The sequence below is a fragment of the Arthrobacter paludis genome (assembly GCF_056782315.1).
Window position 1 is genome coordinate 1 of record NZ_JBXAEW010000010.1, and the last position, 14,800, is coordinate 14,800.

Consider the following 14,800-nt stretch of genomic DNA (forward strand, 5'->3'; position numbering starts at 1 on the left):
CCTAGTACGAAAGTAGGTGGGTCATGCTGCGACGGTGGGGCTGAGGGTGACGTTGTAGCCGAGGGCCTTCAGGTGCCTGATCGCGTTGTTCTTGGCCCTGGCGGGATCCATCCTGGTGAGGGAGTCCGATCCGGGGTCTTGGTAGCACTCGCCTTGGGCGAGCATGTGCCAGGCGGCCTCGAGGATGGCGTGCTCGGTCGCGACGAGGGCCTTGGTCCGGCCGCGGCGGGCGGCGATCCGCTTGTAGCGGGCGCCGAGGTAGGTGTTTTTGGGGTGTCGGGCGATCGAGAGCGCGGCGGTGCCGAGGGCGCCCTTGAGGTAGCGGTTCCCGGGCCGGGTCTTGCTGGACTTGACCCGTCCGGCGGATTCGTTGTGGCCTGGGACGAGCCCGGCCCAGGAGCAGAGCCGGCCCGGGGTCTGGAAGCGGCTCATGTCGGCCCCGGTTTCCGCGACGACGGTGTCGGCGACGGTGGTGGAGACCCCGGGGATGGTGGCGAGGAAGTCCCTCGCGGCGCGAAAGGGGGACATCGCCTCCTCGATGCGGGCGGTGAGCTGGTCGATCCATTCCGTCATCGAATCGATCCGCTCCAGGTGCATCCGGCAGATGAACGCGTGGTGGTCCGTGAAGCGGCCGGTGAGGGCCTCGACGAGTTCGGGGAGCCGCCGGCGAAGGGTGCCCCGGGCCAGGTCCGCCAGGACCTGCGGGTCGCGTTCGCCGGCGACGAGCGCCTCGAGCATCGCGCGGGCCGAGACCCCGGTCAGCTCCGAGGCGGTCGAGGAGAGCTTGATTCCGGTGGACTCGAGGAACTTCTCCAGCCTGTGGATCTCCCGGGTGCGGTCCTGGGTCGCCAGCGTCCGTGCCCGGGTCAGGTCCCGCAGCTGCCGGACCGGCTCGGGCGGGACGAAGCAGGCGCGCAGCAGCCCGTGCGCGCCGAGCTGGGCCAGCCATGCGGCGTCGGAGACATCCGTTTTGCGGCCCGGGATGTTCCGGGCGGCCTTGGCGTTGACCAGCATCACCGGCAGCACGTCCTCGAAGAGGTAGTAGAAGGGCTTCCAGTAGTCGCTGGTCGCCTCCATCACCACCGTCGTGACCCGCTCGGCCAGCAGCATCTCGCGCAGGGCCAGGATCTCGTTCGTGGTCGCTCCCCAGGTGGTGACTGTGGTGGTGAAGGTCCCGGGCCGTTTGCCCGGGGCGCGGATGGCGACCTTCGCGTCGCGCTTGGAGATGTCGATCCCCGCGGACCTCTCGTGGATCAAATCCATGATGGCGAACCTCCCCTGACAGCAGTGGTCTTCGGTTGTGCGCCTGCCGTGGAGAGGGCTGTTGGGATTCAGGAATCTAGTACTCGTGCTCGAGGCAACAATCCACGGTGCCCGTGGGGGCCCTCCGCGCCACGCTAGCCCACGGGCCAAACCGATGCACCAAGGACGGACCGGCGTCACCGCGGCAGACACCACCATCATCGGTCCCAAACCGGCCCCGGCGATACGCCACGGGCGAGCCGAACCGGAACTTTCGACCGCCACGGCGCGCAGCGGCGCTGGCTCGCTAGCCCGAAGGCCCCAGGCCGGTGCGCCGTGGCCGCCCCTCCACAGGGCGGCCCACGGCGCCCGCCGTCCCCAACCCGGCCCGCTGGACGACCCGGCCAGGCCTGCGGCGCCTAGCGTGCTTGCATGGTCCGACACCGCTGGGAGACGCGCGACGCCGTCCGCGTCCCGCGCCTCCCAGCGCCCCCGCTACGTGCGCTGCTGAACCGCGGCACGCTGCTCGTGGTGCTGGTCGGAGCCGTCGTGTGGGTCGCCGCCAGCCTCCTCCTGTGGCCCGTCCAGGGGTCGGGCCGCGAGCTCGGCCGGGTGGACTTCTCGCCCGACGCCGGGGATGCCGCGCCCGGTGCCGCGGACCCGGCCCAGGCGGGGGACGGACCGGGCGAGACGGGCGGGGCCCGCGGGGGAGGGCCCGCGACGCGCCCACCGGACAGATCGGGCCGGGTGGGCGGAAGCGTCGTGGTGCACGTCGCCGGCGCCGTCGCGGACCCGGGCGTCTACGCCCTGCCGGCCGGCACCCGGGCCCACGAGGCCGTGGCCGCGGCAGGGGGTCTGTCCCGCGACGCGGACCCGTCGGCCATCAACCTCGCGGCGCCGGTCGTGGACGGCCAGCAACTGCTCATTCCGGTCCGCGGCGCCGTGCCGTCGGGGGCCTCCGCGGGCCCGGCCGCGGGCGCCGCGTCGGCCGGGGGAGCGGCGCCGGTCAACCTCAACACGGCCGATGCGGGCGCCCTGGAGGAGTTGCCGGGGATCGGCCCCGCGCTCGCAGCCCGCATCATCGAGTTCCGGGAGCGGAACGGTCCCTTCGGCAGTGTCGCGGAACTCGACGCCGTGTCCGGCATCGGGCCCTCCGTGCTGGGCGAGATCGAGCCCCTGGTCACGGCGCCGTGAAGCCGCGCCGGCGCCCGGCCGCTGCCGCGGAACCGATGGACCTGCGCCTGGTGTGGGTCGCCGGAGGGGCGTGGGCCGCTGCCGCCGTCCTCGTCCCGCTCGGCTCCGTTCCCCGGGCGTGGGCCGCGGTGTCCAGCCTGGCCGCGTGCGCGGTGCTCGCCTGGACCAGCCATCGGGGCCGCGGACTGTTCGCGCACGGGGCGCGCTGGTGGTCCCCGGTGGCCGCGGTGCTGGCCGGCGCGGCGATCGTGTCGGCGTCGGCGGCGGTGCAGGCGGCGTCGACCGAGAGCCCGCTGCTCGACGCGCACCTGGAAACGGGCGCCTCCCTGCGGTTCGCGGCCGTCGTCCGCTCCGAGCCCCGGGCCGTGGCCGCGCCCGCCGCGTGGGGCGACGAGGCCGACCCGGGAGCGCGGACGGGCCAACTCCTGGCCGACGTCCGGCTTGAGCGGTTCGCCCTCGACGGAAGCTGGCGGGAACTGCGGACCAGCGCGGTCGCCGTGCTGCCGGTCCGGCTCCTCGGTGGGGCCATCCCCGGCCGGGGCGACCGGATCGAGGGGCTCGGCGAGGCCCGCTGGGACGGCGCGACGCTGTGGCTGCGGGCCGCCGGCCCCCTGCGGGTCGAGCCGGCTCCGCCCGCCCCGGGGGAGCGCCTGCGGGAACGGCTGGTCGCGGCGGCCGCGCCGCTCCCGGGCGACGGCCCCGCACTGCTGCCGGGCGTGGTCATGGGGGACCGCTCGGGACAGGACGACGGCCTGCGGGAGGCCATGCGCGGCTCGGGGCTGGCCCACCTGACCGCCGTCAGCGGGTCGAACTGCGCGGTCGTCATGGGGACGCTGCTCTGGCTGGCCCGGGCGCTCCGTGCGGCCCGCGCCGCCGGCTCCGTGGCGGCCCTGGCCGGGTTGGCGGGCTTCGTGCTGCTCGTGGGGCCGGACCCGAGCGTCGTCCGCGCGGCCACCATGGGCGCGATCTCCGCGGCCGCGGTGTACGCCGGGCGCGGTCGCCACGCCGCGGCGGCCCTTTCGCTGTGCGTGGTGGTCCTCCTGGCGTGGCGGCCGGCATTCGTGGACGAGGCCGCGTTCCAGCTGTCCGTGCTGGCCACCGCCGGGATCGTGGCCGTCGGGCGTCCGCTCGCGGGCGTGCTGGGCAGGATCCTGCCACGCTGGCTGGCCGAGGGCGCCGCGGTCTCCCTCGCCGCCCAGGTCCTGTGCCTTCCCGTGCTCGTCACGTTCGACGCCGAGGTCGCCGCCTACGCCCTCCCGGCCAACATCCTCGCCGCCCCGCTCGTTCCCCTAGTGACCGTCGCCGGAACCACCGCGTTGGTGCTCGGCTGGATGCCCGCCCCGGTGACGCTGCCCTTGGTGTGGGCGGCGGGACTGCCTGCCGCGGCGGTCGGCGGCATCGGCCGCATGGCCGCCGCGTGGCCGGGTGCGGGCCTTGAATGGCCGCCAGGGCTGCCGGGTATCGCGGCCGCGTGGGCGATCGCGGTGCTGGCCCTGGCGGCGGCGCTGCTGGCCCTCGCGGGCGCACGGGCGGGCCCGCGTGCGGCGGGCGCCGAGGGCGGGGCGGACGCCGCCGGGCCGGTCCCGCCGGACGACGCGGCGGCCGGGCGTCCCCGGCCGTGGCTGGCACTCGCCCGATCCGCGTCTGCGGGGGCCTGCGCCGTGGCCGCGGCCGTCGCGTGGCCGGCCACCCACCTGGTTCCGCGGCCGGTCCCCGCCTGGGACGTGGCCGCATGCGACGTCGGCCAGGGAGACGCGTTCGCCCTGCGGACGGGGCGCGCCAGTGCCGTGTTGGTGGACACCGGACCGGAGCCGGAACCACTCGCGGACTGTCTGGAACTTCTGGGGATCGAGCGCGTTGACGCCCTGTTCCTGACGCACCTGCACGCCGACCACGCGGGCGGCCTCCGGGCGCTGCACGACCTCGACGTCGACCTGGTCCTGTTCTCGACGGCCGGAAGCAGCCGACCGGACCCCGTCCGCGGGGCCCGTCCCGCGCGGGGACAGGCCGGGCAGAGCGGTGCAGCGGGGCACGTGCGCTGGAACGTCCTCGGGCCGGCGCGGGACCACCCTGCCGGGTCGGAGAACGACGCTTCGCTGGTCGTCCTGTTCACGGTCGCCCCGCCCGACGCGGCCCCGGTGACGCTGCTCGCCACGGGCGACGCCGAGGAGCAGGCCCTGTCCGCGGTCCTGGCCGCCCACCCCGGGCTCCGCGCCGACCTGCTGAAGGTGAGCCACCACGGGGCCGCCAATGGAGGCACGGAGGTGATCCGGACCGTGCGCCCGGACGCGGCCCTCATCGGCGTGGGGGCCGGCAACCGCTACGGCCACCCGACCCCGCCGATCCAAGAGGCCCTGGCCGGGGTGGGGGCGGAGACGTACCGCACGGACCTCGCGGGGACGGTCACCATCGACCTGCGGCGCGGGCAGGGGGCCGTCGTCCGGGGCACGGGCGGGGTGCCGGCGGGCGGGTAGGATGCTGGGGCAGGCGACGGAGAGGAACACCCATGGCAGCACGGTCCACCGGCAGGGGCCCGGCCGACTCCGCCTGGCGCACGGTCGAGCCGGCGCCCCTGGTCCTGTTGCAGGGCGCCGAGGACTACCTGGCGGCGCGCGCCATGGACCGCATCCGCACGCGCGTCCGGGAGCTCCGGGGCGGTCTCGAGACCACCCGGTTCGACGCCGCCTCCTACGAGCGGGGGCAGCTGCTGCTCGCGGCGAGCCCGTCGCTCTTCGGCGAGGCGAAGGCCATCGAGGCCACCGGCCTGGCCTCGATGGGCGACGACTTCCTCGCCGACGCCCTCGAATACTGCGCGGCCCCCGCCGACGACGTTGTCGTCGTGATGCACCACTCCGGCGGCAACCGCGGCAAGAAGCTCCTCGACGCCCTCAAGAAGGCCGGCGCCGTCGTCGTGGACTGCCAGCCCCTCAAGCGCGACTCCGACAAGCTCGACTTCGTGGCGCAGGAGTTCAAGCAGGCGAAGCGGCGGATCGCGCCCGACGCGGCGCGCGCCCTCGTGGCCGCCGTCGGGGGCGAGCTCGCCGAACTCGGCGCCGCCTGCTCCCAACTGGTGCAGGACACCGCGGGACAGGTCGACCAGGAGACGGTGGACCGGTACTTCGGCGGGCGCGTCGAGGCCACGGGCTTCAAGGTCGCGGACGCGGCGCTGACCGGCCAGGGGGCGGCGGCCCTCGGGACCCTGCGGCACGCCCTGGCCACGGGCACCGATCCGGTCCCGATCGTGGCGGCCCTCGCCCTGAAGCTGCGGCAGGTCGCGAAGGTCGCGGGGCAGCGGAAGTCGCCGGGCCAGCTGGCCAAGGAGCTGGGCATGGCGCCCTGGCAGGTCCAGCAGGCCCAGGAGCAGGCACGCTACTGGAGCGCGGACGACCTCGTCCGCTGCCTGCGCCTGGTCGCCGAGGCCGACGCCCAGGTCAAGGGGGCGTCGCGCGACCCGGAGTACGCGGTCGAGCGGGCCGTGACCGGCATCGCCCTCGCCGCCCGGCGCTAGGCTTCGACGGCCACGCTCCCCGGGGCACGACAAAGGGGCCGCCCCATGTGGGACGGCCCCTTCGCACCACCGGCCGGGTTAGAGCGCGGCGACCTTCTTGGAGATCGCGGACTTGCGGTTGGCGGCCTGGTTCTTGTGGAGGACGCCCTTGCTGACGGCCTTGTCCAGCTTGCGGGTCGCCTTGGCGAGGGCGGCCGAGGCGGCCTCCTTGTCGGCTGCGGTGACCGCGGTGTTGACCGAACGGATGAGCGTCTTGAGCTCGGACTTGAGGGCCGCGTTGCGCAGGCGGGCCTTCTCGTTGGTCAGGATGCGCTTCTTCTGGGACTTGATGTTTGCCACTGGATAAACTCTCTATCCTACTCGCGTGAATGGGGTCGTGAGGGTCCCTCCCGGGCCATCGACTGAGCGGCGTGGGGATACCTATGGCGACCCGGGAGAAGTGCCCGTCGACCTGCGCGGACACACAGCGTTCAATGTTAGCAGGTCGCGGCCCGATCCGCGACGCGGCTACCGGGCGGCGAGTCGCGCGGCGACGGCCTCGAAGCGGGCCCGGTCCAAGACCGCCCCCTCGCGCCGGATGCCGTCCGGGGACAGCCTCACCACCCGGTCCAGTTTCACCTCGCTGGGCCGGCCGCGCGCGTCCCACGGCCCGGACCCGATGTCCACGTAGTCGGGATCCTGGCCGTTCGCGTGGTTCCGGTCCCGCGACGTGAGCATGAGCCCCAGCAGGTAGGGGCCGTCGCGCCCCACGAGCAGCACCGGCCGGTCCTTGCCCCGGGCGTGGTCCTCCTCGTAGGGCACCCACGCCCAGACGATCTCCCCGGGATCGGGCAGTCCGTCCGGCGCGGGACGGTAGACCGGGCGCAGGGGCCCCGCGTAGTCGCCGGGGTAGGCCGCTGCCGGCCGCTGCCCGCCGCGGGCCCCCCGGCCGTGCCCCCGGGCGGTTCCGGCCGGGCGGCCGACGGTGCCCGCCGGGAGGTTCCCGGCCGGACGGCCCCGCCGTCGTCCACCCCCTCCGAGCACGCGGGCCACGTCGGCGGCCAGCGCCACGAGGCGCTGCAGCGTTCTCCGTTCATTCGCCATGGCCGAAACGCTACCGCGTGCCGGTCCGCCGCGGGGGAGCGGGCCGCGCCCGGATCATGGGAGACTGGTGGGAAAGCAATCAGGCGGCCCGCCCCGCGCGGGCAGCAACGCCGCGCCGACCCGACAGTGAGGAACCGCCCCGTGTCACCCATGGCCCGCACCGCGCCGGTGCCAGCCTCCACCGACCCCGCGCTCATCCGGAACTTCTGCATCATCGCGCACATCGACCACGGCAAGTCCACGCTGGCCGACCGCATGCTGCAGCTGACCGGAGTGGTGGAGCAGCGCGCCATGAAGGCCCAGTACCTGGACCGCATGGACATCGAGCGCGAGCGCGGCATCACCATCAAGAGCCAGGCCGTGCGCATGCCCTGGGAGCTCGACGGGACCGCCTACGCCCTGAACATGATCGACACCCCGGGCCACGTGGACTTCACCTACGAGGTGTCCCGCTCGCTGGCGGCCTGCGAGGGAGCCATCCTGCTCGTGGACGCCGCGCAGGGCATCGAGGCCCAGACCCTGGCCAACCTGTATCTGGCCATGGAGAACGACCTGACGATCATCCCCGTCCTGAACAAGATCGACCTCCCGGCGGCCCAGCCCGAGAAGTACGCGGCCGAGCTGGCCGGGCTGATCGGCGGGGAACCCGAGGACGTCCTGAAGGTCTCCGGCAAGACCGGCGAAGGCGTCGAGGCGCTCCTGGACAAGATCGTCGCCGAGCTGCCGGCCCCCGTGGGCGACCCGGAGGCGCCCGCGCGGGCCATGATCTTCGACTCCGTGTACGACACGTACCGGGGCGTGGTCACCTACGTCCGCGTCGTGGACGGCAAGCTCAACCCGCGCGAGCGGATCCGCATGATGTCCACGCGCGCCCACCACGAACTGCTGGAGATCGGCGTCAGCTCGCCGGAGCCCGAGCCCACGCGCGGCCTGGGGGTCGGCGAGGTGGGGTACCTGATCACCGGCGTGAAGGACGTGCGCCTGTCCAAGGTCGGCGACACCGTGACGAACGACGCCAAGCCGGCCGCCGAGTCGCTGGGCGGCTACGAGGAGCCCAAGCCCATGGTCTTCTCGGGGCTCTACCCCATCGACGGCTCCGACTATCCGGTCCTGCGCGACGCCCTGGACAAGCTCCAGCTCAACGACGCCGCGCTCGTCTACGAGCCGGAGACGTCCGTCGCGCTGGGCTTCGGCTTCCGCGTGGGCTTCCTGGGGCTGCTCCACCTGGAGATCATCCGCGAGCGCCTCGAGCGCGAATTCAACCTGGACCTGATCTCCACGGCGCCGAACGTGGTCTACGACGTCGTCACCGACGACAAGCGCCACGTGACGGTCACGAACCCCAGCGAGTTCCCCGAGGGAAAGATCCTCGAGGTCCACGAGCCGATGGTCGCCGCCACGATCCTGGCGCCCAGCGAGTTCGTCGGCGCCATCATGGAGCTCTGCCAGGGCCGCCGCGGCAATCTCAAGGGCATGGACTACCTCTCCGAGGACCGCGTCGAGATGCGCTACGCGCTGCCGCTGGCGGAGATCGTGTTCGACTTCTTCGACCAGCTCAAATCCAAGACCCGCGGCTACGCGTCGCTGGACTGGAAGGCCGAGGGCGAGCAGGTCGCGGACCTCGTCAAGGTGGACATCCTCCTGCAGGGCGAGCAGGTCGACGCATTCAGCGCGATCACGCACAAGGACAAGGCGTACGCGTACGGGACGATGATGGCCACGAAGCTGCGCGAGCTCATCCCGCGCCAGCAGTTCGAGGTCCCCATCCAGGCCGCCATCGGCTCGCGCATCATCGCCCGCGAGAACATCCGCGCGATCCGCAAGGACGTCCTGGCCAAGTGCTACGGCGGCGACATCTCGCGCAAGCGCAAGCTCCTCGAGAAGCAGAAGGAGGGCAAGAAGCGCATGAAGATGGTCGGCCGCGTGGAAGTCCCGCAGGAGGCCTTCGTGGCGGCCCTGTCCTCCGACGACTCCAAGGCCAAGAAGAAGTAGCGCATGCCCTCTGCCCTGCCCCTGGGCGACCCGGCCCCCGCGGACGGCCTCCTGCCCGAGGCGTGCGCCGCCGGCGCGGACCGGCGGCCGTTCGGCGTGTACGTCCACGTGCCGTTCTGCGCCGTCCGGTGCGGCTACTGCGACTTCAACACGTACACCGCCCGCGAGCTGGGATCCGGCGCGAGCCAGGAGACGTACGCGGCGGCCGCGGCCGGGGAGCTGGCGTTCGGCGCCGCCGCGCTGGCCGCCTCCGGCGTCCCGGCCCGCCCCGTGGAGACCGTGTTCTTCGGCGGGGGCACGCCCACCCTGCTGCCCGTGGGCGACCTCGCGCTGCTGCTCGGGCGGATCCGGGACCTCTGGGGCCTGGCCCCGGGGGCCGAGGTGACCACGGAGGCCAACCCCGACTCCGTGACCCCGCAAGGCCTGGAGGAGCTGGCCGCGGCCGGGTTCACCAGGGTCTCGTTCGGCATGCAGTCGGCCGTGCCGCACGTGCTGCGCACGCTTGACCGCACGCACCGCCCCGAGCGCGTCGGCGACGCGGTCCGCTGGGCGCGGGCCGCCGGCCTGGACGTGAGCCTGGACCTGATCTTCGGCACGCCGGGGGAGTCCCTGGCGGACTGGCGCACCAGCCTCGAGTCCGCGCTCGGCCACGCCCCCGACCACGTGTCCGCGTACGCGCTGATCGTGGAGGAGGGAACGCGCCTGGCGGCGCAGGTCCGGCGCGGGGAGGTCCCGGCCCCGGACGACGACGACCACGCGGACAAGTACCTGCTGGCGGACGAGCTGCTCGCCGCGGCCGGCTACGGCTGGTACGAGGTCAGCAACTGGAGCACCGCGGAGGCGACCCGCTGCCGCCACAACGTGGCCTACTGGCGCGGCGGGGACTGGTGGGGGGCCGGCCCGGGCGCCCACTCCCACGTGGGGGGCCTGCGCTGGTGGAACGTGAAGCACCCGGCCGCCTACCAGCAGCGCGTGGACGCCGGAGTGTCGCCGGCCGCGGGACGGGAGACGCCCGACGCCGACGCGCTCCACCTCGAGCGGGTCATGCTGGCCACCCGGACCGCGGACGGGCTCCCGGTCGACGATCTCCGCCCGGCCGGGCGGAAGGCGGTGGCGGGCCTGGTCGCGGAGGGGCTGGTCGACGGCGTGGCCGCCGTCCGCGGGCGGGTCGTGCCGACCCTGCGGGGACGGCTGCTGGCGGACCTGGTGGTCCGGCGGCTGCTTGACTTCTAGCCGGCCCGGCGGGGCCCGGGGCTAGTTGACCAGGCGCAGGTTGACCGGGTAGCGGTACGGCCGGCCCCGGTTGACCTCGATGCCGGCGACGACGCCGCTGACGGTCATGTAGACCCACAGGGCCACGGCAACGACGGCGAAGAAGCCGCCGATGAACGGGATCAGCGACAGCAGGTTGGCCAGGACGGCCAGGATCGTCGGCGGGAGCGTGAAGTTCAGGGCCTCCTTGGACTCCTGGGCCGTGAACGGCCCCCGGTCCCGGTACACGACGTGGATGATGGCGGAGGGAATGCAACCGAGGATCGCCCCGAAGTGGGAGATGGTCGCCCACTGCCGGTCCTCCGACGGGGTCAGCGGCAGTGGGGACGGCGAGGAGCCCTCGAACCGGCCGGCGTCTCCCGAACCGCTCCGCGCATCCTTGTTGAACCCGTAGTCCACGTGTGCTGTGTCCCTTTCGCTGGTCATGTGATCCGCGCCCAGTCTAGCGGTCCGGGCGGGCTGCCCGCGCTAGGACTCGGCGGTGAGGAAGTCGATGACCTCCTCGACGCGGCCGAGCAGGCTCGGTTCCAGGTCGGCGTACGTCCGCACGCTGCCCAGCAGGCGCTTCCAGCCCAGCGCGACGTCGGCCGGCGTCGAGTGTGGCCAGCCGAGGCCGCGCAGGATGCCCGTCTTCCAATCCGTGCCGCGGGGCACCACCGGCCAGGCCGGGATGCCGAGGACGGCCGGCCGGATCGCTTGCCACACGTCGACATAGGGGTGGCCCACGATCAGGACGTTCCCGCGGGCGCCGGGGACCGCCATGGCGGCATCGGCGAGGCGCCGCTCCTTGGAGCCGGCCACGAGGTGGTCCACCAGGATCCCGAGGCGCCGGCCGGGGCCCGGCGAGAAGTCGCGCACCGCGCCCGCCAGGTCGTCGACCCCGTGCAGGGGCTCGACGACGATGCCCTCGACGCGCAGGTCGTGGCCCCACACCTTCTCGACCAGCTCGGCGTCGTGCTTCCCCTCGACCCAGATCCGGCTGGCCCGCGCGGTGCGGGCGGGCGCGTTCTCCACGGCGATGGAGCCGGACGCCGTGCGCCGGGGGCCGGTGGCCTTCGCCGGCCCCGCGGGGGCGGTGAGTTCGATCGGCTCGCCCTCGAGCAGGAACCCGAATCCCGCCGGGAAGGACCTGGTCCGGCCGCGGCGGTCCTCCAGGACGATCGTGCGCACCCCGCCGGCCCGTTCCGTGCGCAGGACCTCGCCGACCCAGCCGGACTCGGCGTCCTCGAGCACCATGCCGACGGCCACGGGCACCTGGCGCAGCCTGCGCCGGACCGGTGCCGAGAGGTCTTGCGCCCCCCACTGGTGGATGTCCACGTGCGACCGCCGCCTTCCCGCTCGTGCGGCGGCCCGATCGGCCGCCGCGCGCCGACCATGCTAACAACAGCCCAAGGTATTAGACTTAGCACTTAGCGATTCCGAGTGCTAAGCACGCGGGAGCGTAGACAGGACGACGCCGAGACGCCCGGGAGGAGTTGGCCCATGTCCGAGCCACGCCGCCTCGAGGTGCTGCGCGCCATCGTGGAGGACTACGTCCACTCGCGCGAGCCCGTCGGCTCCAAGGCACTCGTCGAGCGACACTCGCTCGGCGTGTCCGCCGCCACGATCCGCAACGACATGGCGGCCCTGGAGGAGGACGGGCTGATCGTCGCGCCGCACACGTCGGCGGGGCGCGTCCCGACCGAGCTGGGCTACCGCCGCTTCGTCGACCGCATCGACGAGGTCCGCCCGCTCTCGCAGGCCGAGCGCCGCGCGATCCGGGCCCTCATCGAAGGGGCGGACGACCTCGACGACGTCATGGCCCGCACGGTGCGCCTGCTGGCGCAGATCACGCACCAAGTCGCGGTCCTGCAGGTGCCCGACCTGCGGGACGACTCCGTGCGCCACATCGAACTCGTGCTGCTGGCCACGGGCCAGGCGCTCGTCGTGCTCATCAGCACCACGGGCAAGGTCGAACAGCGCATCGCCCAGGTGCCGCCGGAGACCACGGACGACGGGCTGGCGGCGCTGAAGTCCGCGTTCCTGGCCGCGGCCTCCGGCCGCCGCGTCACCGCCCTGGCCGGGGCCGCCGACGCGGCGCTGGCCGGCCTGGGCCCGGAGCTCGCGGCCGCCGGTGCGGCGGTGGCGGAGTCGCTGCGTGTCCTGGCGGCCCACGGTGCGGAGAGCCGCATCGTCATGGCCGGCACGGCGAATCTGGCCCGCTCCACGAACGACTTCGCCCAGAGCATCACCCCGGTGCTGGAGGCGCTCGAGGAGCAGGTCGTCCTGCTGCGGCTGCTCTCCGAGATGGAGCTGGACGGCCGCGGCATCGCCGTGCGGATCGGCAGCGAGAACACGGGCGGGCTCGCGGAGACGTCCGTCGTGGCGACCGGCTACGGCCCCAGCGCCACCGCCAAGATGGGCGTGCTCGGGCCCACCCGCATGGACTATCCGGCCAGCATGGCCGCCGTCCGCGCCGTCGCGCGCTACCTGTCGCGCATCCTCGCCGGCTAGGCGCCGGCCCAACGACCGATCCACGAAAGGACCCACCCGGACCGTGAGCAACCACTACGAGGTCCTCGACGTGTCGCAGGACGCGAGCACCGAGGAGATCAAGAAGGCCTACCGCAAGCTGGCCCGCAAGCTGCACCCGGACGTGAATCCTGGGGAGGACGCGGCCGAGCGGTTCAAGCTGGTCACGCGCGCGTACGAGGTGCTCTCCGACCCGGAGAAGCGCCGCAACTACGACACCACCGGCAACGAGAACGGGCAGGCGGCCGGCTACGGCCAGGGCGCGGGCGCGGGCTTCGGGTTCAGCGACATCTTCGAGCAGTTCTTCGGGGCCGGCCAGGCCGGCGGCCCCGCCTCGCGGACCCAGCCGGGCCGGGACGCGCTGATCACGGCGAAGATCGACCTGAAGGACGCCGTCCAGGGCGTCGTGTACCCCCTGGAGATGGACACCGCCGTCACGTGCCCGACGTGTGACGGGTCCTGCTGCCAGCCGGGCACCTCGCCCGAGACGTGCACCATCTGCCACGGACGCGGCCAGGTCCAGCGCCCGGTGCGGTCCTTCCTCGGCACGATGATGACGGTCGAGACGTGCAGCGCGTGCCGCGGATTCGGCACGACCCTGCCGAACCCCTGCAACGAGTGCATGGGCCAGGGGCGGGTGCGCGAGCGGGTGAGCAAGCAGCTGCGGGTGCCCGCGGGCGTCGCCACCGGCACGCGCATCCACCTCGCCGGCCAGGGCGAGGCCGGGCCGGGCGGCGGTCCCGCGGGGGACCTCTACATCGAGATCGAGGTCAAGCGGCACCCCGTCTTCGAGCGCGAGGGCCACGACCTCCACGCGACGCTCGCCGTGCCCATGACCGCGGCCATCCTGGGCAGCGACATCTCGCTGGACTCCTTCGACGGCCCGCAGACCGTGACCGTCGAGCCCGGCACGCAATCCGGGGACACGGTCCGGCTCGACGGGCTGGGCGTGCCCCGGCTGCGCGGCTCGGGACGCGGCGACCTGGTCGTGCACCTGCAGGTCGAGACCCCGACCCACCTCGACTCCGAACAGCGCGAACTGATCGAGCGGCTGGCCACCCTGCGCGGCGAGGAGGTCGCCGAGGGCCGCCTCGCCGAACGCGGCGGCGTGTTCTCCCGACTGCGCGACCGGCTCCGGGGCTGATGAGCAACCAGGCCTTCCTGGCGGACGGCGGGCTCCTCGACGCCGCCGCAGCCGGCGGGGCGCTCGTGCTCGACGGCCCGGAGGGCCACCATGCCGTGACGGTCAAGCGGGTCAGGCCGGGGGAGCACGTCGACCTCGTCGACGGCCGCGGGCGCCGCGCCGTGTGCGTGGCGGAGACCGCGGACGCGGGGGCGCTGGGCGTCCGCGTGGTGCGCGTGGTCGACGAGCCCGAGCCGCCGGTGCGGACCGTGCTCGTGCAGGCCCTCGCCAAGGGCGACCGCGACCTGCAGGCCGTCGAGGCGGCCGTCGAGCTCGGGGTCGACGCCGTCGTCCCGTGGCAGGCGGAGCGCTGCGTGGTCCGCTGGAACGCGCAGAAGGCACCCAAGGCGCTAGCGAAGTGGGCCGCGGCGGTCCGCGCGGCGGTCAAGCAGTCCCGGCGCGCGCGCCTTCCCGACGTGGAGGCGGCGGCGACGACGGCGCAGCTCGCCGTGCGGACCCGCGAGGAGACGGAGGCCGGTCGCCTCGTCGTCGTCCTCCACGAGGAGGCCGACGCGCCGCTGGCCTCCGTCGTCGGGGACTGGCTGGAAGGCGCGGCCGGCACGAGCGGTCGGGCCGTGGTGCTCGTGGTCGGCCCGGAGGGCGGCATCGCCCCGGGCGAGGTCGAGCTGCTGCGCGCGGCCGGCGCCGCCGTCGCCTCGATGGGCACGAACGTGCTGCGCGCCTCGACGGCCGGGCCGGCGGCCCTGGTACTCGTGCGGCACCTGGCCGGCGCGCTGGGCTGACCGGAAGCCGCCGGCCGTCCCGCGCCCGGCGGCGCATCCGCGCGGGGGCCCCGCGGGCCACCGACCGCGGGG

At 74.0% G+C, this 14,800-nt stretch carries 13 protein-coding genes; 8 read left to right on the forward strand and 5 right to left on the reverse strand.

Features of this window, described 5'->3' with window-relative positions; all coding sequences use genetic code 11:
- Window positions 1-21: 21 nt before the first annotated feature.
- Window positions 22-1,263 carry an IS110 family RNA-guided transposase gene (locus AC1Q5D_RS09645; RefSeq protein WP_481737057.1) on the reverse strand — a complete coding sequence of 414 codons (1,242 nt, stop codon included), beginning with the start codon at window positions 1,261-1,263 and terminating at the stop codon, window positions 22-24.
- A 411-nt stretch (window positions 1,264-1,674) separates the two neighbouring features.
- Here AC1Q5D_RS09645 and AC1Q5D_RS09650 point away from each other — a divergent pair, with 411 nt between their 5' ends.
- Genes AC1Q5D_RS09650 through holA form a run of 3 tightly spaced genes read left to right on the forward strand, consistent with a single transcriptional unit; the run spans window position 1,675 to window position 5,944 of the window.
- Entirely contained in the window at window positions 1,675-2,436 is a 762-nt protein-coding gene (locus tag AC1Q5D_RS09650) for a ComEA family DNA-binding protein (protein WP_481738380.1), read from the forward strand.
- A gap of 35 nt (window positions 2,437-2,471) precedes the next feature.
- Window positions 2,472-4,910, forward strand: coding sequence for a ComEC/Rec2 family competence protein (locus AC1Q5D_RS09655; RefSeq protein WP_481738381.1), 2,439 nt, complete (start codon window positions 2,472-2,474; stop codon window positions 4,908-4,910).
- Window positions 4,911-4,942: 32 nt separating this feature from the next.
- Window positions 4,943-5,944 carry a DNA polymerase III subunit delta gene (gene holA / locus AC1Q5D_RS09660; RefSeq protein WP_481738382.1) on the forward strand — a complete coding sequence of 334 codons (1,002 nt, stop codon included), beginning with the start codon at window positions 4,943-4,945 and terminating at the stop codon, window positions 5,942-5,944.
- A gap of 78 nt (window positions 5,945-6,022) precedes the next feature.
- Here holA and rpsT read toward each other — a convergent pair whose 3' ends face one another.
- Both rpsT and AC1Q5D_RS09670 read right to left on the reverse strand, forming a co-directional pair.
- Window positions 6,023-6,283 (reverse strand): 30S ribosomal protein S20, encoded by a 261-nt coding sequence (rpsT, locus tag AC1Q5D_RS09665; protein WP_481738383.1) that lies wholly within the window; start codon window positions 6,281-6,283, stop codon window positions 6,023-6,025.
- A 168-nt stretch (window positions 6,284-6,451) separates the two neighbouring features.
- On the reverse strand, window positions 6,452-7,027 hold the full coding sequence (locus AC1Q5D_RS09670) for a type II toxin-antitoxin system PemK/MazF family toxin (RefSeq protein WP_481738384.1): 576 nt from the start codon (window positions 7,025-7,027) through the stop codon (window positions 6,452-6,454).
- A 141-nt stretch (window positions 7,028-7,168) separates the two neighbouring features.
- Between AC1Q5D_RS09670 and lepA the strand changes: the two genes are divergently transcribed.
- Entirely contained in the window at window positions 7,169-9,019 is a 1,851-nt protein-coding gene (gene lepA / locus AC1Q5D_RS09675) for a translation elongation factor 4 (protein ID WP_481738385.1), read from the forward strand.
- Window positions 9,020-9,022: 3 nt separating this feature from the next.
- Window positions 9,023-10,252: a radical SAM family heme chaperone HemW gene (gene hemW / locus AC1Q5D_RS09680; RefSeq protein ID WP_481738386.1), complete on the forward strand. Its 1,230-nt coding sequence runs from the start codon at window positions 9,023-9,025 to the stop codon at window positions 10,250-10,252.
- A gap of 21 nt (window positions 10,253-10,273) precedes the next feature.
- Here the strand turns inward: hemW and AC1Q5D_RS09685 are convergent, their stop codons facing one another.
- The gene (locus AC1Q5D_RS09685; RefSeq protein WP_481738387.1) at window positions 10,274-10,717 is read right to left on the reverse strand and encodes a DUF4870 domain-containing protein; all 444 of its coding nucleotides are present in this window, start codon (window positions 10,715-10,717) and stop codon (window positions 10,274-10,276) included.
- A 42-nt stretch (window positions 10,718-10,759) separates the two neighbouring features.
- Window positions 10,760-11,608: a DUF3097 domain-containing protein gene (locus AC1Q5D_RS09690; protein ID WP_481738388.1), complete on the reverse strand. Its 849-nt coding sequence runs from the start codon at window positions 11,606-11,608 to the stop codon at window positions 10,760-10,762.
- A 165-nt stretch (window positions 11,609-11,773) separates the two neighbouring features.
- Here AC1Q5D_RS09690 and hrcA point away from each other — a divergent pair, with 165 nt between their 5' ends.
- The 3 genes from hrcA to AC1Q5D_RS09705 are packed head-to-tail and all read left to right on the forward strand — an operon-like array spanning window position 11,774 to window position 14,728.
- Entirely contained in the window at window positions 11,774-12,784 is a 1,011-nt protein-coding gene (gene hrcA / locus AC1Q5D_RS09695; protein ID WP_481738389.1) for a heat-inducible transcriptional repressor HrcA, read from the forward strand.
- 43 nt (window positions 12,785-12,827) lie between these two features.
- A complete protein-coding gene (dnaJ, locus tag AC1Q5D_RS09700) occupies window positions 12,828-13,946 on the forward strand; it encodes a molecular chaperone DnaJ (protein WP_481738390.1) in 1,119 nt (372 codons plus the stop codon).
- Complete coding sequence (locus AC1Q5D_RS09705; protein WP_481738391.1) at window positions 13,946-14,728, forward strand: 16S rRNA (uracil(1498)-N(3))-methyltransferase; 783 nt, start codon at window positions 13,946-13,948, stop codon at window positions 14,726-14,728. The genes dnaJ and AC1Q5D_RS09705 overlap by 1 nt, the downstream gene beginning before the upstream one ends.
- The last annotated feature ends 72 nt before the right edge of the window (window positions 14,729-14,800 follow it).